The 20800-nt window shown below is 38.6% G+C and carries 26 protein-coding genes and 3 pseudogenes; 21 read left to right on the top strand and 8 right to left on the bottom strand.

Annotation, left to right across the window (positions count from 1 at the left end; translation table 11 throughout):
• Positions 1 to 54 precede the first annotated feature (54 nt).
• The 5 genes and pseudogenes from NBRC111893_RS00140 (at position 55) to NBRC111893_RS00120 (ending at position 4498) form a co-directional block, all read left to right on the top strand.
• A pseudogene (locus tag NBRC111893_RS00140) lies at positions 55 to 1524 on the top strand (MDR family MFS transporter).
• 145 nt (positions 1525 to 1669) lie between these two features.
• Positions 1670 to 2233, top strand: a complete 564-nt coding sequence (locus tag NBRC111893_RS00135; protein ID WP_125007528.1) for a TetR/AcrR family transcriptional regulator — start codon at positions 1670 to 1672, stop codon at positions 2231 to 2233.
• 132 nt (positions 2234 to 2365) lie between these two features.
• Complete coding sequence (locus tag NBRC111893_RS00130) at positions 2366 to 3268, top strand: SDR family NAD(P)-dependent oxidoreductase (RefSeq protein WP_125007527.1); 903 nt, start codon at positions 2366 to 2368, stop codon at positions 3266 to 3268.
• 121 nt (positions 3269 to 3389) lie between these two features.
• Positions 3390 to 3950, top strand: a complete 561-nt coding sequence (locus NBRC111893_RS00125) for a TetR/AcrR family transcriptional regulator (RefSeq protein ID WP_125007526.1) — start codon at positions 3390 to 3392, stop codon at positions 3948 to 3950.
• A gap of 77 nt (positions 3951 to 4027) precedes the next feature.
• Positions 4028 to 4498 carry a MarR family winged helix-turn-helix transcriptional regulator gene (locus NBRC111893_RS00120; RefSeq protein ID WP_125007525.1) on the top strand — a complete coding sequence of 157 codons (471 nt, stop codon included), beginning with the start codon at positions 4028 to 4030 and terminating at the stop codon, positions 4496 to 4498.
• Between the two features lie 62 nt (positions 4499 to 4560).
• On the opposite strand, the gene lpdD is transcribed toward NBRC111893_RS00120, so the two are convergent.
• The 4 genes from lpdD to NBRC111893_RS00100 all read right to left on the bottom strand — a co-directional run bounded on the left by lpdD (position 4561) and on the right by NBRC111893_RS00100 (position 8017).
• Positions 4561 to 4977 (bottom strand): prenylated flavin chaperone LpdD, encoded by a 417-nt coding sequence (lpdD, locus tag NBRC111893_RS00115; protein WP_125007524.1) that lies wholly within the window; start codon positions 4975 to 4977, stop codon positions 4561 to 4563.
• On the bottom strand, positions 4955 to 5545 hold the full coding sequence (locus NBRC111893_RS00110) for a UbiX family flavin prenyltransferase (RefSeq protein WP_125007523.1): 591 nt from the start codon (positions 5543 to 5545) through the stop codon (positions 4955 to 4957). Before NBRC111893_RS00110 ends, lpdD begins: the two co-directional genes overlap by 23 nt.
• A 14-nt stretch (positions 5546 to 5559) precedes the next feature.
• Positions 5560 to 7035 carry a UbiD family decarboxylase gene (locus NBRC111893_RS00105; RefSeq protein ID WP_125007522.1) on the bottom strand — a complete coding sequence of 492 codons (1476 nt, stop codon included), beginning with the start codon at positions 7033 to 7035 and terminating at the stop codon, positions 5560 to 5562.
• Between the two features lie 76 nt (positions 7036 to 7111).
• The gene (locus tag NBRC111893_RS00100; RefSeq protein ID WP_125007521.1) at positions 7112 to 8017 is read right to left on the bottom strand and encodes a LysR family transcriptional regulator; all 906 of its coding nucleotides are present in this window, start codon (positions 8015 to 8017) and stop codon (positions 7112 to 7114) included.
• Between the two features lie 164 nt (positions 8018 to 8181).
• Here NBRC111893_RS00100 and NBRC111893_RS00095 point away from each other — a divergent pair.
• The 8 genes and pseudogenes from NBRC111893_RS00095 to NBRC111893_RS10840 all read left to right on the top strand — a co-directional run bounded on the left by NBRC111893_RS00095 (position 8182) and on the right by NBRC111893_RS10840 (position 13271).
• A pseudogene (locus NBRC111893_RS00095) lies at positions 8182 to 9077 on the top strand (ABC transporter ATP-binding protein).
• Positions 9078 to 9185: 108 nt separating this feature from the next.
• On the top strand, positions 9186 to 9944 hold the full coding sequence (locus tag NBRC111893_RS00090; protein WP_160114406.1) for an ABC transporter permease: 759 nt from the start codon (positions 9186 to 9188) through the stop codon (positions 9942 to 9944).
• 33 nt (positions 9945 to 9977) lie between these two features.
• Positions 9978 to 10430: a LytTR family DNA-binding domain-containing protein gene (locus NBRC111893_RS00085; RefSeq protein ID WP_125007519.1), complete on the top strand. Its 453-nt coding sequence runs from the start codon at positions 9978 to 9980 to the stop codon at positions 10428 to 10430.
• Positions 10431 to 10433: 3 nt separating this feature from the next.
• Positions 10434 to 10841 (top strand): DUF3021 domain-containing protein, encoded by a 408-nt coding sequence (locus tag NBRC111893_RS00080; protein ID WP_125007518.1) that lies wholly within the window; start codon positions 10434 to 10436, stop codon positions 10839 to 10841.
• Positions 10842 to 10866: 25 nt separating this feature from the next.
• The gene (locus NBRC111893_RS00075; protein ID WP_125007517.1) at positions 10867 to 11274 is read left to right on the top strand and encodes a VOC family protein; all 408 of its coding nucleotides are present in this window, start codon (positions 10867 to 10869) and stop codon (positions 11272 to 11274) included.
• A 115-nt stretch (positions 11275 to 11389) separates the two neighbouring features.
• Positions 11390 to 11917 (top strand): PadR family transcriptional regulator, encoded by a 528-nt coding sequence (locus tag NBRC111893_RS00070; protein ID WP_125007516.1) that lies wholly within the window; start codon positions 11390 to 11392, stop codon positions 11915 to 11917.
• Positions 11910 to 12752, top strand: coding sequence for an MFS transporter (locus NBRC111893_RS10845; protein ID WP_225417438.1), 843 nt, complete (start codon positions 11910 to 11912; stop codon positions 12750 to 12752). The genes NBRC111893_RS00070 and NBRC111893_RS10845 overlap by 8 nt, the downstream gene beginning before the upstream one ends.
• A 51-nt stretch (positions 12753 to 12803) precedes the next feature.
• The gene (locus NBRC111893_RS10840; RefSeq protein ID WP_225417437.1) at positions 12804 to 13271 is read left to right on the top strand and encodes an MFS transporter; all 468 of its coding nucleotides are present in this window, start codon (positions 12804 to 12806) and stop codon (positions 13269 to 13271) included.
• Between the two features lie 121 nt (positions 13272 to 13392).
• On the opposite strand, the gene NBRC111893_RS00060 is transcribed toward NBRC111893_RS10840, so the two are convergent.
• Complete coding sequence (locus NBRC111893_RS00060) at positions 13393 to 13827, bottom strand: MerR family transcriptional regulator (RefSeq protein ID WP_125007515.1); 435 nt, start codon at positions 13825 to 13827, stop codon at positions 13393 to 13395.
• Between the two features lie 109 nt (positions 13828 to 13936).
• Here NBRC111893_RS00060 and NBRC111893_RS00055 point away from each other — a divergent pair.
• Both NBRC111893_RS00055 and NBRC111893_RS00050 read left to right on the top strand, forming a co-directional pair.
• Positions 13937 to 14259, top strand: a pseudogene (locus tag NBRC111893_RS00055) (carboxymuconolactone decarboxylase family protein).
• Positions 14260 to 14261: 2 nt separating this feature from the next.
• Positions 14262 to 14666, top strand: a complete 405-nt coding sequence (locus NBRC111893_RS00050; protein ID WP_125007514.1) for a cupin domain-containing protein — start codon at positions 14262 to 14264, stop codon at positions 14664 to 14666.
• A 50-nt stretch (positions 14667 to 14716) separates the two neighbouring features.
• On the opposite strand, the gene NBRC111893_RS00045 is transcribed toward NBRC111893_RS00050, so the two are convergent.
• The gene (locus NBRC111893_RS00045; RefSeq protein ID WP_125007513.1) at positions 14717 to 15289 is read right to left on the bottom strand and encodes a TMEM175 family protein; all 573 of its coding nucleotides are present in this window, start codon (positions 15287 to 15289) and stop codon (positions 14717 to 14719) included.
• Positions 15290 to 15514: 225 nt separating this feature from the next.
• On the opposite strand from NBRC111893_RS00045, the gene NBRC111893_RS00040 reads away from it, so the two are divergent.
• The 4 genes from NBRC111893_RS00040 (at position 15515) to NBRC111893_RS00025 (ending at position 18313) form a co-directional block, all read left to right on the top strand.
• Positions 15515 to 16216, top strand: a complete 702-nt coding sequence (locus NBRC111893_RS00040; RefSeq protein ID WP_125007512.1) for an SDR family NAD(P)-dependent oxidoreductase — start codon at positions 15515 to 15517, stop codon at positions 16214 to 16216.
• A gap of 142 nt (positions 16217 to 16358) precedes the next feature.
• Entirely contained in the window at positions 16359 to 17009 is a 651-nt protein-coding gene (locus NBRC111893_RS00035) for an NAD(P)H-binding protein (protein WP_125007511.1), read from the top strand.
• Between the two features lie 12 nt (positions 17010 to 17021).
• On the top strand, positions 17022 to 17465 hold the full coding sequence (locus NBRC111893_RS00030) for a MerR family transcriptional regulator (RefSeq protein WP_125007510.1): 444 nt from the start codon (positions 17022 to 17024) through the stop codon (positions 17463 to 17465).
• A gap of 2 nt (positions 17466 to 17467) precedes the next feature.
• Entirely contained in the window at positions 17468 to 18313 is an 846-nt protein-coding gene (locus NBRC111893_RS00025) for an aldo/keto reductase (RefSeq protein WP_225417436.1), read from the top strand.
• A gap of 63 nt (positions 18314 to 18376) precedes the next feature.
• Here the strand turns inward: NBRC111893_RS00025 and NBRC111893_RS00020 are convergent, their stop codons facing one another.
• Together NBRC111893_RS00020 and NBRC111893_RS00015 are read right to left on the bottom strand one after the other, a co-directional pair.
• Positions 18377 to 18721 carry a MerR family transcriptional regulator gene (locus NBRC111893_RS00020; protein WP_125007509.1) on the bottom strand — a complete coding sequence of 115 codons (345 nt, stop codon included), beginning with the start codon at positions 18719 to 18721 and terminating at the stop codon, positions 18377 to 18379.
• A 17-nt stretch (positions 18722 to 18738) separates the two neighbouring features.
• The gene (locus tag NBRC111893_RS00015) at positions 18739 to 19296 is read right to left on the bottom strand and encodes a TetR/AcrR family transcriptional regulator (RefSeq protein WP_125007508.1); all 558 of its coding nucleotides are present in this window, start codon (positions 19294 to 19296) and stop codon (positions 18739 to 18741) included.
• Positions 19297 to 19478: 182 nt separating this feature from the next.
• Here NBRC111893_RS00015 and NBRC111893_RS11735 point away from each other — a divergent pair, with 182 nt between their 5' ends.
• The gene (locus NBRC111893_RS11735; RefSeq protein WP_125007507.1) at positions 19479 to 19892 is read left to right on the top strand and encodes an MFS transporter; all 414 of its coding nucleotides are present in this window, start codon (positions 19479 to 19481) and stop codon (positions 19890 to 19892) included.
• Positions 19889 to 20800: MFS transporter (locus NBRC111893_RS00005; protein ID WP_125007506.1), on the top strand; the 912-nt coding region annotated here is incomplete at its 3' end. The genes NBRC111893_RS11735 and NBRC111893_RS00005, both read left to right, overlap by 4 nt.

The following is a 20800-nucleotide window of genomic DNA, read 5'->3' as shown; positions in this document are numbered from 1 at the left end:
AACACTTATGAATTTAAGATACTGAAAGTTTCTTATTAGAAAGGCGATAAGTTGATGGATAAACAAAAGAAGTTAGATAAGTCAGTAATTGCGATTGCTTGGGTCTTGGTGTTTGGGGGCAATGGCACCGATGCTAGATTCTACAATGGTCAATATTGCGATTCATAACTTATCTCAAGATTTGAATAGTCCAATTTCAACCGTTCAGTGGACGATTACGTGTTATGTTTTAGCAACAGGAATTGCGGTGCCATTTTCTGGTTGGCTACTCAATAAATTTGATGGTAAAAATGTGTTCTTGGTTGGAGAAATCGGATTCGCAATTGGATCGGTTGCGGCGGCACTGTCGCCAAATATTCAATTTTTAATTGGTGCACGGTTAGTTCAAGGATTTGCTGGTGGACTGATTATTCCATTATTGACTACCCTATTGGTTCAAACTGCTGGTGCAGAGGTGATGGGGCAAATGATGGCCACCGTTGGACTACCAATTATCTTAGGGCCCTTGGTTGGCCCGATTATTGGTGGTGTCATTATTAAGTACTTGTCATGGCAGTGGATTTTTTGGGTAAATGTTCCAGTCGCTGTTGGAGCAATCATCTTAATTATCAAAAAATTGCCTAGTTTTCCCGCGCAGAATAAAGCGGCAAAAATTGATTTGATTGGTATTTTGCTGTTGGGTGGAGCGACCTCCACAATTATTTATGGAGTGGTTGGAGCTTCAAGAGCGGCCAGTTTTAATAATCACACCACCTTACTTTATGGTGGAATTGGGATAGGATTGTTATTGCTATATATTGCGTGGGCGACTTATAAAAAAGCGGATGCAGTTGTGCCACTAACGTTATTTCGTTATCGATCATTTGATGGTTCAATGCTGGGCTTGATGGTTTCGGGCACGATTTTAAATGGGGCAATGCTGTTATTACCATTGTTCTTCCAAGATATTTCTGGATTAAGCGTTATGATGGCCGGATTTGCATTAATTCCTCAAGGAGTAGGGATGTTAGCGTCGCGTTCAATTACGGGAAGATTAACTGATCAGTATGGTGCAAGTATGTCGTTTTAGTCAGTGCTTTAATCACGTTTGTGGGAACAATTCCGTTCTATTGGATCGATAAATCCACTTCGTACTGGATTATCGCCATCGTATTGTTGGTTCGGGGAATTGGTGCCGGAGGAATTTTATCACCACTGATGACGGATTCGTACACTGGAATGGATCGCAGTCAGGTTCCTTCTGCCTCGATTGGTTCACGGATTATTCAAAATATTGGTAGTGCGCTAGGCTCAGCGTTGATCACAACTGTAGTTATGGCTTATTCTAATTCTCAAGTTAAGCATTTCAAAGATGCTCTTCAGAATGGCCACTACCATGTTCAACCAGACCAGATGAAATCATTTATGTTGCAGCACATGCAAGCAATCCAAATTCATTCATTCCAATATGGATTCTTAGTGGTATCGATTGCTGCATTGGTGATCTTAATTCCAACGATGTTGCTGACAAATAAGAAAAAATAATTTAGTGAGAATATTTAATCAAGAGACTCCCGCCTCAGGATAGGTGGGAGTCCTTTTTATGGAATGTTTTGTTACTTTGGAAACTAATATATTGTATTCAGTTTCCTTAGGTGATACACTACTAATGTCAAAAGGAGATTGATAAATGCCTAAAGAATACTCACCAGACCAAAGACGGGTGTTAACTGAGCAAATCTACAATCAGATTAGTTTACATGGAATAAAATCATATTCGATGGATCAGTTAGCCAAAGATTTACAAGTTTCGAAGAAGACAGTGTATAAGTATTATCAGAACAAAGAAACATTGATTAAAAGCATGATGAATCAATTTACCGATGAACTGTTACATGTTGAGCTGCCAAAACCGGTATCTTTCGGCGATGTCTCGCAAACCATCCATTTAGCAATTCAACAGGCGATTAAGATTAGCAGAACATTTGCCGACGGGTTTGTTGAGGAGCTACACGAAGTATATCCAAGCATCTATGACGATTATCAGCGCAATCTCGATCAATTTTATAAGTTGATTATTGATTGGCTAAATGAAGCAGCTGAATTAGGAGTCACGGCAAAAGTTGATAACGAAGTGGTGGCTTTGATTCCGCCAACGATGCTACCGGTGTTTCGTCGGTTTTACTCTGAAGAGGACTTTGATAAGCATGTAGAGAATTTTGAAAAATTAGTAATAAAAATGTTGAAACCGTAAATTGGAGATAGTGAGTCTCCAATTTATTTTTAAGCACATGGAAACTGATGTCCTATAAATAGTTTCCTAAAAAGGAGAAGATTAGTATGATGAATTATAAACAACCTAAAGAAAAATTGGACGCTAAATGATATGCCAGATCAGACAGGCAAGATAGTTGTGATTACTGGTGGAACAAGTGGGGTGGGTTATGAAGATGCGAAGGCATTTGCAATTAAAAATGCGACAATTCATATTCTGGCTCATAATCTTGAAAAGGGCCAAAAGGCAGTGGCAGAATTAAAACAGCAGACCGGTAATCAAAATATTGTATTTCACTCAGTTAACCTGATGTCGATCACGGCCATCAAGGAGTTTGCTAAAAGCATCCTTGAAACTACTCCAAAAATCGATGTGTTAATTAACAATGCCGGGATCATGATGCCAGCGCAAGTTCGGTTAAGTGATGATGGTTTGGAATCAATGTGGGCGACGAATTACTTTGGGGCATTCACCCTTACCATGTCGCTACTGCCAGCTCTTAAAAATGCAGACCACTCGCGAGTGGTTAATTTAACTTCTTTAGCATCGGGAAATCCTGAGATTGTGTTTGATAATTTTGACGGCCATAATTACAATGCCTGGAAAATTTATATCGCGACTAAAATGGCCCAAGCGATGATTTCTCGAAAACTAAATTCAATTTTTCAACAACAAAATATCCCAATCATGGTCTTAGCTGCAAGCCCTGGATTGGCCGCAACTAATCTGGTTACGAAGAAAGCGGGAGCCACCTCATTGATGATGCGCATTGGAGCGATTTTATTTAAGCTCTTCCCAAATATTCGTCAAAGTGCATCACAAGCAGCACTGCCAACCTTATATGCCGCAACTGATGTAAATGCTGAAGGCGGTGCGATTTATGCACCTAACAATAAGCAGGGAACCAAAGGATATCCTGCATTATGGGGATGGAACGAAAGCAAATACATGGATATGGAAGTAGCGAGCAAGTTGCTAGATAAGTCGCTAGAAATTACGAACACTAAGCTATAAATTACGACTTTTAAATTAATGAAACACCCTAATCTCAATTTACGAGATTAGGGTGTTTTACTGTTTAAAGCACTAGTTCAGTATATAATTTATGTAATAATAATTATGGGGTGGATGAGCGATGGACGCACGGCAGTATAAAACTGAACGAGATATTCGACAGGGATGTATTAATTTATTGGCACAAAAAGAATTTGAAAAAATTACAATTGCTGATATCTGTCAGGAAGCGATAATTAGCCGAACGACTTTTTACGCGCACTACGTTGACAAGTATGCACTGTTGGAGAAGTTGGTTATTGATTACACCACATTATTTGCTGAAATCGCTGAAAAAAGAATCAATGAATTATTTAATCAGTCCAAAATGGATTTTTCAATGAGCCAAATTGCAGATGAGTTATTAGAGCATAAGCAGGCATTACAAGCGCTATTCAGGGTTCATGTTAAAGGATTGGACTTAACTGCTAATTGTCAGGATATTTTACAGCGGAGTTGGCATCATGTAATTAATGAACTCGAATTGACTAGCAAGGCCCCAGAAGATTACTTGGCTCAAACTTGTACAGCCCTCATTTTAAATTTCGTCAAATGGACATTAGCGAATGGCAAGAATGCTTCGGTCATAACTCAACTTCGACAATTGATGAACACATTATTTGATCAATCGATACCTTATTGATACAAAACAATCAATAACCTGACCAGAGATTAGAATTTAATATCATTTGACATGTATGTTAACCCAGTTTAATATTAATGGCATCAGTAAGAACAAATCAGATTAAAAAAGGGGCAACGATGATGGATAATGCTCGTGATTTAGCAATTGAATTATTAAATACAATGAAGAATGTTAAAACTAATGGCAGTCAAGAACCAACAGAGTCTTTGATTGGAACTGATTTTTTGGCATTACAGTATCTGGCAGATCATGATAATGTTACCCCAGTTGATATTAGTCGGGCTTTGAATGTGACCACGGCCAGAATTTCCGTAGTTGTGCGCAGATTGGAAAAGAAGGGCATGGTGGTTCGTAATTCTCACCCAACCGATCTTAGAAAATTTGTAATTAGCATAACGGACGATGGTAGAAAATTGTTAAAGAAACAAGCAGAAACGCAATTGGAGTTTGCCACCGATATGATGGAATACTTAGGTGAAGCTGATGCAAAAGCATATATCCGCATTATTACTAAATTAGCGCACCGCGATGATCAATCAAAATAAATGCAATTAATAGAAAATCTCCAATCTCATTTTGAGACTGGGGATTTTTCGCGTTTAATTAGTTATTTTGCAAAATTGACTTCAGGTTGCTGACTAGGATGATCAGTTAACCAAGTCGCTAGTCTTTCGCCTAACTCGTTTGCCATGCCAAGCGCGGCTTTCATTTGGTTTGGGGTGATGTTGTTGACGTGCATTCCTGAAACAATGACTGCATTTCCTTGTAAGACTGGTGCGATTGCTTTAGCCACAGGATTAATCAGGACTTGTTCTTGATGAACATGTCCTGGTCGACTCGGTAAGGAGGTGACCGTTGTGTGGCCAGCGTTATCAATGGTCATCACGACACCATAATGAGGAACATCGCCACCGATGATTTGAATCAAGACATCCAAAGTTTGGCGTTCAAGCACTGCTTTCATTGAATATCCTTCACGAGTAATGATAGTCTCAAAATAATTATTGGCTTTGTTTTCTGGCATTTCTTAATCCTTCCCAGCGGGAGCTAATCTCGTTATCGATGTGTAGGTGATCGAGAATCTTCATGATTGTGTGATTAACGATATCATCAATGGTTTGCGGATTATTGTAAAAGGCAGGAATTGGTGGGATGATGCTGACCCCCATCTTTGATAATTTAAGCATGTTCTCCAAATGAATCTGATTAAAGGGAGATTCGCGAGGAACGATGATCAACTGACGTTGTTCCTTCAGCGTAACGTCGGCTGCTCGAGAAATTAGGTTATCCCCAATTCCGGTTGCGACTGTCGCCACAGTTTTCATACTAGCAGGAACGATTACCATGCCATCATGTCTAAAGCTGCCACTGGCAATGGTTGCTCCAAGATCATTATCGGAGTAAGTGAAGTCAGCTAATTTTTTGACTTGGGCTTCGGTGTAATTCGTTTGTTCAATGGCTAGGTTTTCTTTGGCCCAGCGGCTCATGACTATGTGAACTTCAATGTCATTCATTGAATGGAGCGCTTCAAGCAATTGAATGCCATAGATTGTCCCGCTTGCACCGGTGATACCAACTACAATCTTTTTCATTAAGTCACTTCCAGTTAGTCTAAATATTTTTCCCAGTCGGGGATATCTTTGAAAGATGCCCGTTTAAACTTGTCACGCATATCATAAGGAACAGTACCATCGAGGACCATCTTTGAACTCATTCCTCTAACTCGGATTCTGGCGGGATCATATTCAGGTAGTTCTGAGGGATCAAGAGGGTGATTCCTCATTCCCTCAAGGACCATAATATCTTTGTTAGCTTGGAAACGGGTGTTAATGGTCCACATGACGTCATTCCAATCAAAAATATCAACATCTTCATCAACGAGAATGACGGTTTTTAATTCTTTGAATGCTGAAAATGCTAGTAAAGCCGCTTGTCGCTGAATTCCTTCATCCGCTTCGGATTCTTTATGAATTTGCATAATGGTCATTAACTTACCGCCACCTGCAGGAGCGTTGTAAACATTTAAAACTTTTCCAGGAAGAGCGCGATCAACTAAATTCAGAATTGAGGCTTCGGTTGGAATCCCCGCCATTGAAACGTGTTCTTCAGAAGGACCGATAGTCGTTTGGACGATTGGTCGATCCTTACGATGGGTAACGGCTTTAACCTTAACCACATTGACGGCGGGATTGGCGGTTCCATTGTAACCAGGAAATTCTGGCATTGCATAACCAGTATTGGTATTGATGTCTTCTTGCATAGTTTGGTTAGGCATAATTTCTGCCTCGATGATCCATTCAGATCTGGCGATTCCCAACGCATCTACCGCAACACCAGGGACCACTTGAACGGGTTCATTCCTTAAAGCGCCAGCAACTTGTAATTCATTATAACCGAGCGGAGTTGTAGGTGGCTCGAAGGTCGCACCGATGGTAATGGCGGGATCTAAACCAATATTAATGGTGATGGGCATTGGTTTGTTTTGAGCTTCATATTCCTTTAAGAACGCTCCAATGTGGCGACCACCTGGCATAATGTACATTCCGATTGTATCCTTATCTTCTAATACCATTCGGTGAATGGTTACATCACTTTGTTGGTTATCGGTACTATGACCGTAAACCACACCCATCGTGATGTATGGGCCAGCGTCTTCAGGAGTATTAGTGGGAGCTGCCAGTAATTTTCGAATGTCAAAATCAGGATCAGAAGCCAGATGAACGACTTCTTGGGCGGGAGCCTTTTCCTTGCTAACTTGGATTGGTGCTACGGGATGTAAGACCGCTTCATTCAACATGTTTCCTAAAGTTTTATAGTCGTGATGAAGAATTGTTCCAACACGTTTCCGGGATGCTTGTAAGCCAATGAGGACGCGACTATCAGGAAAGCCTTTGATGTTATTGAACATCATAGTTGGTCCCTCAGTGGTGGGACGTTGTACGGTTCCACCGGCGCCAATGTATCGATATACACCAGCTAAATCAGCATTTGGGTCGATTTCAACGTCAGTTTCATGATATTGGCCTGGAATATCTTTAATTTCTTCCAGAACTTTTCTTAAGTCATATGGTTCAGCTACCATGTTTGGACCTCCTAGTGATTAATTATTATGTTCATTATGAGCGGATTAGGTTTTATGAGCAATTCAAAATAAGCCACTAAGTATTCCTAAATGGAATGTTTAGTGGCTTAAATAGCGGCTGTGGCAAATTTCCAAAAGTATCAAGCGCTTGTGAGTGCTTATCATGGAGCTTTACGAATGCTAAGTGACTATATTCTTTAGGTTGCAGAGGGATAGCGACAACATTGGGAAAGTTATCTAAATTAAATGACTTCCGCATCATAACAGAAACGCCGATACCACGATTGAGCATTTCTAAAATGATATTAATCCGGCGTCCTTGGTATGTGATTTTGGGATTGATATCAGCTTGTTTGAGGATTTCTGACACGGGGTTAAAAAGGTTAGTGGCGGAATCAAGCATGAGAAATGATTCATTCTTGAGCATCTCAAGATTTAGGCTTGCGCTTGATGCTAATGGATTGAATCTGGGCATTAGGATGACAAAGTAATCAGTCTCATTGATTAAAACATCGAGTTGCTTATCTGCTTGTTCAAACAGGCGAGTAAAAATAATGTCAGCTTCGTTATTGATCAATGCATTATCCAACTGGTCAGTTTCGGCTTCACTAAATTTTAAATTAATTTCAGGATGAGCCTTGGTGAATTCAGCGATGATTTTAAATGCTTGGTATTGGGAAATAGATGGGATTCCTTTGATAGTCAGATTCTGTTCAGATTGTTTATGTTGTTCTGCGATTTTTGCTTCCAACTGGTGTTCTTCCGTAAGTATTTTTTTAGCATATGGTAAGACGGCTTTACCAGCCGTTGTTAACGCTACTTTGCGATGGGCCCTATTAAATAAAGAAATATGCCATTCTTTTTCTAGAGCAATAATCTGTTTTGAGATGGTTGCTTGCGTTGAAAACAGATTTTCAGCCGTTTGACTATAGTTTTTGGTGTCTGCCAAGTCAACGAATGCAGTAAGTTTGCGCGTGTCCATGTGGTTGGTCCTTTCTGTAAACTGTTAAGCTAATTCTAGCATAGAAGAATTTTTTAGCAGTATTTTTCATCCACTTAGCCCGTGGATTTTACCACTTAACAAAAAATACATCTCAGACTAAAAACAAAAAGTTAAACTTAGGCATATTAATTAAGGAGATTATTATGCCAGATTTAATGATTGAAGATTTAACGAAGAATTATGAGTCAAAAGTTGCTGTTAACCATGTAAGCATGAATATCAGGTCAGGCCATTTTGTGGCATTCCTGGGACCGAACGGAGCTGGAAAGTCAACGACTGTTAGTATGTTGACGGGATTGTCACGACCAACAAGTGGCACAATTCGGTTTGGATCATCTCAACTCAATGATTCTCGATACAAGCAACTGTTTGGAGTCGTATTCCAAAATAGCACACTTGATTTGGAACTTAGTGTCCAACAAAACTTAGATTTAAGAGCGAAGATGTATCCAAAAATTGATCATGCATGGATAAGTAGGCTAATTGAAGATTTTTCACTGGCCGATATTTTAAAGCAAAGTATGGCACTCTTTCAGGAGGCCAACGCCGACGAGTAGATATTGCTAGAGCGCTAATTCATCATCCACAAATATTAATTTTGGACGAGCCGTCGACGGGATTAGATATCCAAACTCGGAATATCATTTGGCAAACATTACTGAAGTTGAGGCAATCTTTTGGAATCACCATGATTTTGACGACTCATTATTTAGAAGAAGCAGAGGCTGCCGATTATGTTTATATAATCGATCACGGTGAAATCATAGCCGAAGATTCGATTGGCCAACTTAAAAGTAAATATGCCCAATATCAGTTGAATTTGCAAACCGATGATATGAAGCAACTAATTCTAACGGTTAATCAGAAAGAACTAACTTATCAACAACCAAATAGTCAGTCCATCAATGTTTGCGTGAAGAATGCGCAGGAGGCCCTTAAGGTATTGAATGCAGTTCAACCTTATATCACTTCGTTTGAAAGTCGTGAAGGTAATCTGAACGATATTTTTATGACACTAACTGGAAAGGAAATACGTTAAGATGCGTTCATTGATTAAAAGAAATTTTTATTTGTTTTTTAATAGTTTTAGTAATGTGATTTTTTCATTATTTGGGGCATTGATTGCATTTGTCTTATATATAGTTTTTTGAAATCTAACCTGCAGCATAGCTTTTCAATTGGAATTGGTAAAAATATTCTAGATTTATGGGTTATTGGCGGTACTTTGGCAATCACTGCAATTACTACCTCCCAGAGCTCATTAGGCCAAATGATTGCGGATCGTGAAAAAGGTCAGCTAGGCGATTTAATAATGACAGGGATTGAGACTTGGAAGTTGCAATTTAGTTATCTGACTAGTGCATTTGTTATCAGCTGGTTAATGCAAATCGGGATGTTGATATTGATGGCAGGATATTTTGCGTTATCTGATGGCATGCAAATCACATGGGCAAGCATTCCAGCGGTTATGCTTATATGTGCCCTGAGTAGCCTGACCTGGACAAGCTTTAATCTATTGTGCTTAGCATTTGTCCGCCGAGTTGAAACATTTGGAAGGTTAAGTTCCATTATTGCTGCAGCTGCTGGATTCTTTGCAGGGGTTTATGTTCCAATTAGTAGTGTTCCTGACTCAGCTCAGTGGTTAATGAAGCTTACGCCAGCACCATATGATTCAGCTTTATTTCGACAAATTTTAATGGGTAATGCCATAAATAATAAATTCGCGGGTAAATTAAATGCCTATCAAAGTACATTTAAAACTAAGATGGGTGTTAATATCCGTTTACAACATACGTTAAATATTAATGAAACAATTTTGATTATGCTTGGGTTTACGATTTTATTCGGTCTAGTTTCACTTTTAGTTGCCAGGAGAACTCAGAAAAGTTTTATTACACGTGTATAATTGTGGTAATTATTGAAATTTGAGGTAACAAATTTGAAAATTTTATTTGAGCAAAATTCTAAATTAAATTCGAATGAAATTGAATTAGTGGTTCGCGCGGCTGATACTAATCCTAAGGTGCTTGAATTATTAGCCAAATTGAATCAGCTTGATAATCATACTAATATATTGCCGATTAATGTCGATGATCAGGTCGTTCTATTACCGATTGAAGAAATTGTGGCAATCGAGGTACTTAGCGAACATTTGACAATTCACACTATAAGTCACGATTATGTTATTCGAGGTCATTTAAAAGATACTTTAACTAAACTTGATGGCAATATTTTTATCAGAATCAGTCGGAGCGCGGCCATTAATTTGGATCATTTGAAGTTATTAGAACCAGAATTCTCAGGTAATCTTCTAGCAAAAATGAAGAATGAATTGTCACTTACTGTTAGTCGGAAATATGTTTCGAAATTAAAGAAAGCATTGGGGATGTAATCTATGCGAATTATTAAGACTATTATTGTTAATGCGGTGGTCGGCATTATGATTGGCAGTACCATTACCTTATGTATGATTGCAATGCAGGTCGGCTCGACAACACTTGAATCCAAACATATTCTTGAATGTTTTATTATGTACGCATTAATTGGAGTTTTAACAGCCATTTTTAAGACGGACAGATTACCGTACTCACTGTTAATTGGGCTACATATGCTTGGTACACTGCTAATTGTTATTGGGTCTAGCTTGATATTTAATTGGGGTTGGTTAACGTCAAATGATGTACCGATATTCATGACGATTTTTGTAATCATCTATGCTGGCGTATGGATTGGAGTTTATATTAACTCTCAAATCACTTCCCATAAATTAAACCAACGTTTGAAAGTACGAAATAAAAATTAATATCAGTAATTAAAAGGAGCTCTTTATGAAATCAAATCTAAAACTCGTCTTTCATCACATTGGCCGACCGGTGTCTCTCGAGACAATTAAGGACAATCCTGACAACAAATACAGTCCACTATATGATATGTATTCATTGGATAAGCAAAATGATTTATCAATTCCAATTGAGTTGCATGCCTTTGGACCAAATTCATCATTGGATGAACGAATTCAACAAATTTCACACGTGGCTTTCAAAGTGGATGATATTGATGAAGCCCTAGCTGGCGAAGAAGTGATTATGCCGCTTTATCAGCCGTTTGCAGGATACCGCTGCGCCATGATTTGGGTGAACGAACAACCAATCGAACTCATCGAAACGACTTTGTCTGAGAGTGAAATATGGGGCGATGGCATTTTTAAAGACAGCATTTTATATCCAGACAAATAAATTATCGGTTTAAAAAGGATTCACATATTAATTGTGAATTCTTTTTATTTTGTATTTGACAAGCATATCGAAACGATATATTATTTGTATCTATTAGATACATAGGAGGTTTTTAATGAATGAATTGGCAGTGTTAGGTGAATTAATGGAATCACCTCATAGTGGCTACAGTTTACGTAAAATTTTAAAGAGTACTTTTAATCGATCAATAAGTTATGGAGCACTATATCCATTACTAACAAAAATGGAAACGCAAGGGTTTATCGTCACTGAAGCGGATCCGGAAAAGCCAACCAGAAAAATTAGTACGATTACTGACAAAGGGCAAGCACGTTTTTTTGAATTAATGAAAGCTCCAATTAATAATGGTCTGCACAGCGATGAAGCGTACTCCATCAAATTGGATGTTATGCAGCATTTACCATTGTCTGAACGCTTCAACTTATTAGAAGAGTATTCAACAGCACAAAATATCATCATTAAAGAGGCTATCGAGATTAAGGAGAATTTGGAAAGAAAACAAACGCGGGATCACTTTTATGCTAGTCGCAAACAAGATTTACGAATCCGCGTGGCAAGAGAAAAATTGCAGTGGATCGAAGAATTTAAAGATGATTTAACTGAGAGGAAATCAGATGAGTAGAGAAATTAAGGTAGCGCTTTTAATGGCTGCCAGTTTATTTATGGAAATTTTAGATGGCACAATTGTTACGACGGCCTTGCCAAGTATGGCTAGAGATTTTAATACCAATACCTCTTCAATTTCTTTGTTAGTTAGTATTTATATAATTACGACAGCTGTGTTTATTCCTATGAGTGGTTGGATAGCAGAACGATTTGGAAAAAAACGAGTTTGGATTGCTGCTGTAATTATCTTTTCGCTGAGTTCATTAGGAAGTGCCTTTGCTCCTAACTTATTAACATTATTAGGAATGCGGGTAATTCAAGGCTTTTCAGGTGCGCTAATGACCCCAACGGCTCGGCTGATTGTTTTAGAAAAAGCCCCGATGAGCCAATTACTCCGATTAACAAGTTACTTAGTGTGGCCAGCGTTAATCGCACCGGCGTTAGCTCCGGTGGTTGGTGGGGCGATCATTACTTACTTTAGTTGGCATTGGATATTCTTGATTAATATTCCAATTGGGATGGTGATTGCAGCTATTGGTTATTTCTTAATTTTGCCTGATCATGATTTAACAGAAAATTCGTTTGATTGGACGGGATTTATTGCAATTGCTCTGGCATCAATTGCGGTTCTCGCGGGATTTGAAATGGCAACCCATAATGGGATTAACGCGATTATTGGCCTGTTATTATCGGTTGTTGGTTTTATAATGGTGATTCCCATCTATCGGCATTTAAAAATATTGATAACCCAATATTTTCTGTTAGTGCCCTTAAATTTACGTCGTTTAGAATTTCTCAAACCAGTGGATTTGTGTTGTGGCTATCAGTTGGTGCTATGCCGTTTCTGTTAACAATCTTTTTGCAAAATGCCTTTCATTGGTCAGCAATTAAAGCGGGATCATATGTTATCTTTTATTTTCTTAGGTAATATTGGGATTAAGCCCTTTACGACGGCAATCATTCGCAAATTAACCTATAAAGGCGCACTCCAAGCATCATTTATCACAATTATCTTAAGTTCGCTAATGCTTTCGTTAATGACGCCTAGCTTAGGAATCTGGATTATGTTGTTAGCTTTTCTGTCCGGAGTTGGCAGATCACTTGCATTAACTTCATTTAATGGCTTGAATTTATCAGAAGTGGCTCCGAAGGAAAGAAACAGTGCGAACACGCTAAATGCCGTGATTCAAACCTTGGCTCAAGGAATTGGGATTTCCGCAATCTCTGTGGCTTTACATTTCTTGAATCTTAGTTTTAGTCTCGATGCATCATATCGAATTGGGTTCATTATTTTAGGTATCGTGATTCTTTATCCAATTATTGAAACTAGTCGAATTTCTAAAAATTTGGGTATGAATACGGTTAGCTAATAATTTAGAATAAATAAAAGATGATCTGAGAGCCATGATGTTTGTTACTGTGCAACATTATAAATAAAAAAATCCCTATCCTCGTTATGTGAGGGTAGGGATTTTTTATTGTTAGTAATGATTAGTCTTCATGTCCAATTTTAGATAAGTATTCAATAAAGGGTTCTTCATCATCGATTTTGCCAGCCATCTTATTGTTATACCAGTCAATTTTATCGTTCAATACTTGTAAATGGTGTTGAACCTCAGCAAAATCTTTTAAGAATTCATCTCGAGTCCGTTCTAATAAGTGAACGCGATTTGCAATCGTTGCATCGCCTTTGGAACGCCAAATCACATATTTTTGCATATCATTCAATGACATGCCAGTGCCTTTCAAATGCAATAAGAATTTGAGCCAGGAAACGTCGGTATCATCAAAGTAACGTCGATTATTTTTATCACGTTTGGATGTAAGCAATGATTGGCTCTCATAGTATCTGATAGTTGATTCATTTAAATTAAACAGATTTGAAAATTCTTTGATAGATAGCTTGGGTTGTGATTGATCGGACATTTATCGATGCTCCCTTTAAAATTTCGGTTAATTAACAGTTGACTTAAAGTCGACTTTAACATGTACTATTTTAAACGTAAACACTTAATTAATTTGAAGGGGAATAGTGATGGTTGAAAAACAAACTGCAGGACGCGATGCCTTGGGCGAATTTGCACCACAATTTGCTGCATTAAACGATGATGTGTTATTTGGTGAAGTTTGGTCACGAGAAAAGAGTTCTCGCCTAGAGACCGAAGCTTAATTACCATTACTGCACTGATTTCGACAGCTTCATTTGAACAACTTCAATATCACATGAGCAAGGCCAAAGAGAATGGCCTGACAAAGGATGAAGTCGTTGAAGCAATTACCCAATTAGCATTTTATGTTGGTTGGCCTAAAGCCTGGTCAGCATTCTCAGCTGCTCAAGAAGTTTATAAGGAGGATTAACAATGGCAAAATATAGTGAATTAAAAGATGGTAGTATTTTCAAAGCAGGGATTCCTAACCCATATAGTCAATATTTTATTGGCAAAACTTATCTAAGCACCCTGCCTGATTCACCGGATGGTCAATTTGGGGTTGGTGTAGTTACGTTTGAACCAGGGGCCAGAAACAATTGGCACATTCATCACGATGGGTACCAAATGTTATTGGTTACTGGTGGCGAAGGTTGGTACCAAGAGGAAGGCAAACCAGCCCAGTCCTTAAAGAAGGGTGATACCATTGTAACTAAGGATGGTATCAAACATTGGCATGGTGCTAAAAAAGGTTCATGGTTTGAGCATATTGCCCTCACTGCTGGAACTCCAGAATGGTTAGAGCCAGTTGATGATGAATACTATGATAAATTGTAAACTTCAGGAAAAGACGTTCTAGTCTCAGTCATGAGATTAGAACGTCTTTTTTAGTGGACCGTATTTCGAGAATCTTGGTGAAAGAACTGGAGACTAATCCAAATGATTAAATCAATTGATAATCCAATGAATGAAAATGGTGGATACCAGAATGCAATAACTAGAGTGGCAGTATTAATGATTAATGAAATGAACTCATGGGTACTCAAACCAATGTGTTTGGTTAATTTATTTTCGTTAATTACCAAACTCCGTAAGGTTAACATTGTTACGTTGAATAATAGGACATTCAAACTGTATAGCACCGCGGGTGTTGGCGACATGATGTGATCACCGAGCCAAGCAGTTGTTGCGGGTAATAATGACGTCCAGAATAGGGCTAAAATATTTACCCATAGGATCTTATTGTTAATTTTTGAAACTTGAGAGAATAAAAAGTGATGATTTACCCAAATAGTGGCAATGAAGATGAAGGTAACCACATAGGCAATGAACTTTGGAACTACCTCAACCAAGGAACTGAATGAACCCGAATTACTTGGTAGCTTAATGTCGAGTACTAAAATAGTTAAAATAATGGCTAATACAGCATCGGTAAAGGCTTCAAACCGTTCTTTTCGCATGCTACCGCTCCTGACTTAATTAATTGTTACTTCTATTTTACTTTAATGCATATCCAAGATTCAAAAAAATTCCCTCAAAGAATAGGTTATTAAAATGCATTTCTGATGCGATTTATATTGTGGATAAATTATAAATTAATTACTTTGATCAGTTTTCTTGCCCTAGAGTTATGTCTAAGGTTTAAAGTATAGTATAAATTTAAAAATAAAAGGTAGGTAACCAATATGAAAACAGCATTAATTACTGGCGGTAACAAAGGAATTGGCTTTGCAATTGCAAAGGCACTTGGACAAAAGGGCTGGCAGGTTGTACTTGGCGTAAGAAGTGAAATCAATGGTAAGACAGCCATTGCCAAACTTCGGACAGCAGGTGTTACCGATGCAGCCTTTGTGATTCTTGACCTAAGTCAGCCTGAGACAATCAGTCAGGCAGTGGCAACTATTAAAAATGATTTTTCAGATACGCAATTTCTCATTAACAATGCCGGGATTCCTGGCGATATGATGAACCCAAATTTGTTAGTGGCGGAAGATAATTTACGACAAACCATGGAAGTTAACTTTTTTGGCACTTTCCAACTATCGCAGATGTTGTTGCCAGTGTTAGAAGCTAACGATGGCCGAATTATTAATGTGACAATTCCAACTGAGGCCAATCCAGCCTGGAATCCAATCTCATACAAAGCTTCTAAAGCTGCTCAAAATGTCATGATGGATTCATGGGCGATTGATTTTGATAAGAATGATAGTTCAATGGCAATTTTTAGTGTTCATCCAGGCCCAACCACAACCGATCTCAATGGGAATACTGAATTACCAGGTTTCCATACTACGGACGATGTGGCTGATAAAATCGTGGACGTGATTGTTGATGGTAAATCTCACAATGGTGAATTTATTGAAATTTATCCGGAACTGAAGCAATAAATGATAGTAAAGCTCTAATCTCAATGATGAGGTTAGGGCTTTTTTAGTCCATCATAAAAAAATTTCAAACTAAAACTTGCTATGGAGTCCACCCCAGGGTTTAGGATAACTGTAATAAATGAAAAGACACGGAGGAGTCCAAATGAAAGTATTAGTATTAGCCGCAAATGGCCAAATCGCCAAGATTGTAGAACAACGAATTTTAACTGAAGAGAAATTCAAAGATGTTTCCTTAACTTTAGTTCTGCGGAACAGTCAGCGCCTGGCAGAATTAGCAGATAATTCAAGAGTGACGTTGGTTGAAGGCGATATTTCCGATCCTGAACTGGTTAACAAAGTAATGAATAATCAAGATTTAGTTTATGTGGCAGTAGTTGATCATGGTGCTAACAATGATATTACTAAAACCGTAATTAGTGCGATGGATAAAAACAATGTTAAGCGAGTAATTTCAACTAGCTTATTAGGACTGTACAATGAAGTTCCAGGTGAGTTCGGTCGTTGGAATCTGGAAATGGTTAAAAGTGGGTTACCAGCAGCCATTAATGCCGATAAACTACTTGCAGAATCGGGACTGGATTACACAACCTTACGTCTGCCTTGGTTAAATGATCGCGATGAGGTCAAATATACGGTTACCACCAAAGATGAACCTTATGTCGGAGTTTCGGGATCCCGCCACAGTATTGCGGATGTTGTATTAAAGATTATTGCAGATCCAAAATATGGCGTTAAAGATAGTTTGGGAATTGCAGATCCAGATACCCAAGGATTGGACCGTCCTGTTTATTAGGAGGCATAATTTATGAATAGTAAAAAGGTTGCAGAGACTTTAGGGGTATCGATCGATACTTTACGATACTACGAGCGAGTCGGCGTCATTCCACCAGTTAAGCGCGATAAGAACGGTTATCGTGATTATCGAGATCGAGATTTGAATTGGATATTCTTAGCCAAAAGTTTAAAGAATGCCGGCATGTCAGTTGAATCTATGATTGAATTTGCGAGCCTAGCTCAAATGAGGGATGAACAAGATGTTTCAGCCGCTCAAAAAGAAGTATTGAATGAGCAGCTAGATCAGATTGACGAAAAACTTGCTGAGCTTGAGAAGACACGTGATTTATTGAAATACAAAATTACAACTTATGACAACCATTTGGCTAAATTTAGGTCAGGTGAAATGAACGACGATAACGTTGAGAAACTATGGATAAAAGATAGTTTTAAAGTTGATAAAGGAGATAAGTAATAATGACAATGCCAACTTTTAAATTAAATAACGGGGTGGAAATCCCAGCTGCAGGTTTTGGAGTATTTCAAATTGAAAATGGTGGTACAAAACAGGCTGTGTTAGACGCCATTGACGCTGGATATCGTTTAATCGATACTGCCCAGTCTTATGGGAATGAGGCCGAGGTCGGTGAAGCGCTGCAAGAGACTGATGTCCCACGTGAGAAATTATTTGTTACCACTAAATTATGGATTAATTCAACTGGCTATGATGAAACCATGAAGGCATTCCAAGAATCACTTGATAAACTTCAACTAGATTATTTGGACATGTATTTGATTCACCAACCATATGGCGATGTCTATGGATCATGGCGGGCAATGGAAGAACTTCAAAAATCCGGTAAAGTTCGTGCAATTGGCATTTCTAACTTTAATGCTGACCGCTTCGTTGATTTGAATTTGCATAATGACGTAACTCCTCAAGTTAATCAAATTGAGGTTAACCCTTGGAACCAGCAAGCTGACGAATTAACCTGGTTTGATAAAATTGGCATGCAACCAGAAGCTTGGGCCCCATTTGCAGAAGGCCGACATGACCTATTTACTAATGACGTCTTAACCGAAATTGCTAAGAATCATAACAAAGGGGTTGGCCAAGTCGTTTTGCGTTGGCTATATCAACGAGGAATTGTTAGCTTAGCTAAGTCAGTTCATAAGGAACGAATGGTTGAAAACCTAAACATTTTTGACTTTGAACTAAGTGATGCTGAGATGAAGCAAATTGAGGCTTTAGACATGCATGAATCGGCATTCTTTGATCATCGTGACCCAGCGATGGTAGAAAGTTTGACGACCAGAAAATAAAATATGTTATGTAAAAAAGCAGCGGGGCCAATCTACGATTAGATTGGTCCCGCTGCTTTTGGTTTATTCAGGATTATTTAGTAAACCTAATAAGGTTTCTTTGTAAGTTTCAAGCTCGGCTTGTTTTCGTTCTATCTCGGCAATTCGATTTCTAACGACCGCAACCTGGCGCTCAATCGTTTCCGGGGTTAGTCGTTCAGAAATTAAATTTCGCAGGTCATCAATTTGAATCCCGGCATGAATCAGAGTATTGATTCGCTTTAGAAATGGAATCGCCGCTTCAGTAAAGTCGCGTTGACCATTAGGTGATTTTTGCATGTATTGTTGCGGGATCAGTTTTTGGTAGTCATAGTAACGAATGGTGGAAATGGGAATGTTAGTAATTTGGGCTAATTTACCGATACGCATGCTTGAACTCCTTTAGGTTACAATTCAATCTGGTCAATCGCGAGATCCATCGTTTTAGTAAATCGATCATCGAGTTCGGCTGATGGAAGGAGGAAGAAGTCACCAGTTTCCTGAAGGATAAAACCAAACAAAGCTGAACGGTATAAGGTTGATTCGATTTTTAAGTTTTCGTCATTCAGATGAAGGGGATTGAATAAGTTTCGATAAAGCTCAATCAATGCCTGATGGGTATTTGAATCTTTAGGTAAAACATTTGGATTTAGAATCAACGGTGCTAGGCCGGAGTGCTGCAAACTAACATCCCGGAATTCATGGGCGAAGACTCGTAGGGCTTCCTTTCCAGAAACCCCAACTAACTTTTGAGTAATGCGGTGTGAGACCTCATCAACGAATTCTAAGCCAACTTGATCAACTAAGTCATTTAAGCCTTTGGCATAGTTATAAATTGATTGAGGCCGGACATCGAGGGCAGCAGCTAGGTTATGAATACTTAGAGCGTCAAGTCCCTCGTTATCGATGATGTCACTAGCAGTAGCTAGGACTTTTTCGCGGGTAAGGACACGTTTCTTGACCATTATTAATCACCTTTATGTTTGTAAATTGAGTGGAGTTAATCTAAGTGTAACTTAATTAAATCCATTCTATCATAAAAATAAATATGATTAGTAGTTTACATTCTGATGATGTCAGTTTATAATTTAAAACCGTTAACTGATATCATCAGTTTAGATAAGAAATTAGGAATGAGGCGTAAGTCATGGTTGATAATAATGGACAGCGTTACAGTAGTGTTTTACTGATGCTCACATTACTTTTGGGGACTTTCTCAACAGCATTAACAACAAATATGTTGGTAACTTCGTATCCGACGTTAATGAATCAATTTTCAATTTCTAGTGCCACAGTGCAATGGCTCACAACGGGGCCGTTACTCATTATGGGGATTATGATTCCGATTAGTGCGTGGTTGTTAAATAACTTTAATTTAAAATGGATCTATTTTACGGCGTTAACGTTTTTCTTCGTCGGCCTGATTATTAGTTTTACGGCCGATAATTTTGGCATGATTTTGTTTGGCCGCTTAGTTCAATCAGTTGGAGTGGGAGTTACATTCCCAACGATTCAGACGGTCTTGTTAGTGATTTTCCTGCCAGTAATCGAGGATCGATGATGGGATTGGGCGGAATTGTGATTGGTTTAGCCCCTGCATTAGGACCGACAGTTTCGGGATGGATTTTAGATAACGCAACTTGGCGGGATTTATTTGGTTATATGTTAATTCCAGTGGCTATCGTCATGATGTTGACCTTAATTTTTGTTAAACCAGTGATGATGATTAAAAAATCAAAAATTGATGTGATTGCCATTCTGCTCTCTACAATTGGATTTGGCAGTCTGTTATATGGTTTTTCGGAGGTGGGGGAACGTGGTTGGTTATCCACAGTCGTCATTGTTGGCATTATAGTTGGAATTATTTTTATTGGCCTATTCGTATCTCGAGAATGGCCTCAAGAAAATCCATTCTTGAATGTTAAGTTACTATCAATTCCATCGTTTACAGTTGCCTCCATGATTACCGCATTGTCGAATACCGCCATGATTAGTATTCAGGTGGTCTTGCCAATGTATTTACAAAATGTTCGGGGAATGAGCCCACTGCATTCCGGATTAATGATTTTACCAGGAGCTCTAGTATATGGAGTCGTTAGTTTAATTAGTGGTCGATTATACGATGAAATTGGCGGACGCCGTTTAGCGATTATTGGCACAATGTTATTGACTGGAGCGACAATCCCGTTTGCTTTGCTAACTAGAACAACTCCTTACAGTTTTATAATTAGTGAATATACAGTCCTGATGATTGGGGTGGCCTTGGTAGCGATGCCATTAACAGCGGCCAGTTCAATTGATCTTAAAGGATTGCAATTGAGTCACGGAACAGCAGTCAACAGTACGATGCGTCAGGTAATGACATCAATTGGAACGGCTATCTTAGGGAGTGTGCTTGCAAATGTGATGAAGCAAAATGAGCCAGCCCATAGTTTACTTCAAAGCGCACCTTTGTTATATCAGAGTCGC

It is taken from the genome of Lentilactobacillus kosonis, from assembly GCF_003864335.1.
In the GTDB taxonomy this organism is placed as follows: domain Bacteria; phylum Bacillota; class Bacilli; order Lactobacillales; family Lactobacillaceae; genus Lentilactobacillus; species Lentilactobacillus kosonis.
Note: the sequence above shows the minus strand (reverse complement) of the source record. Positions and strands in the feature narration are given on the sequence as shown.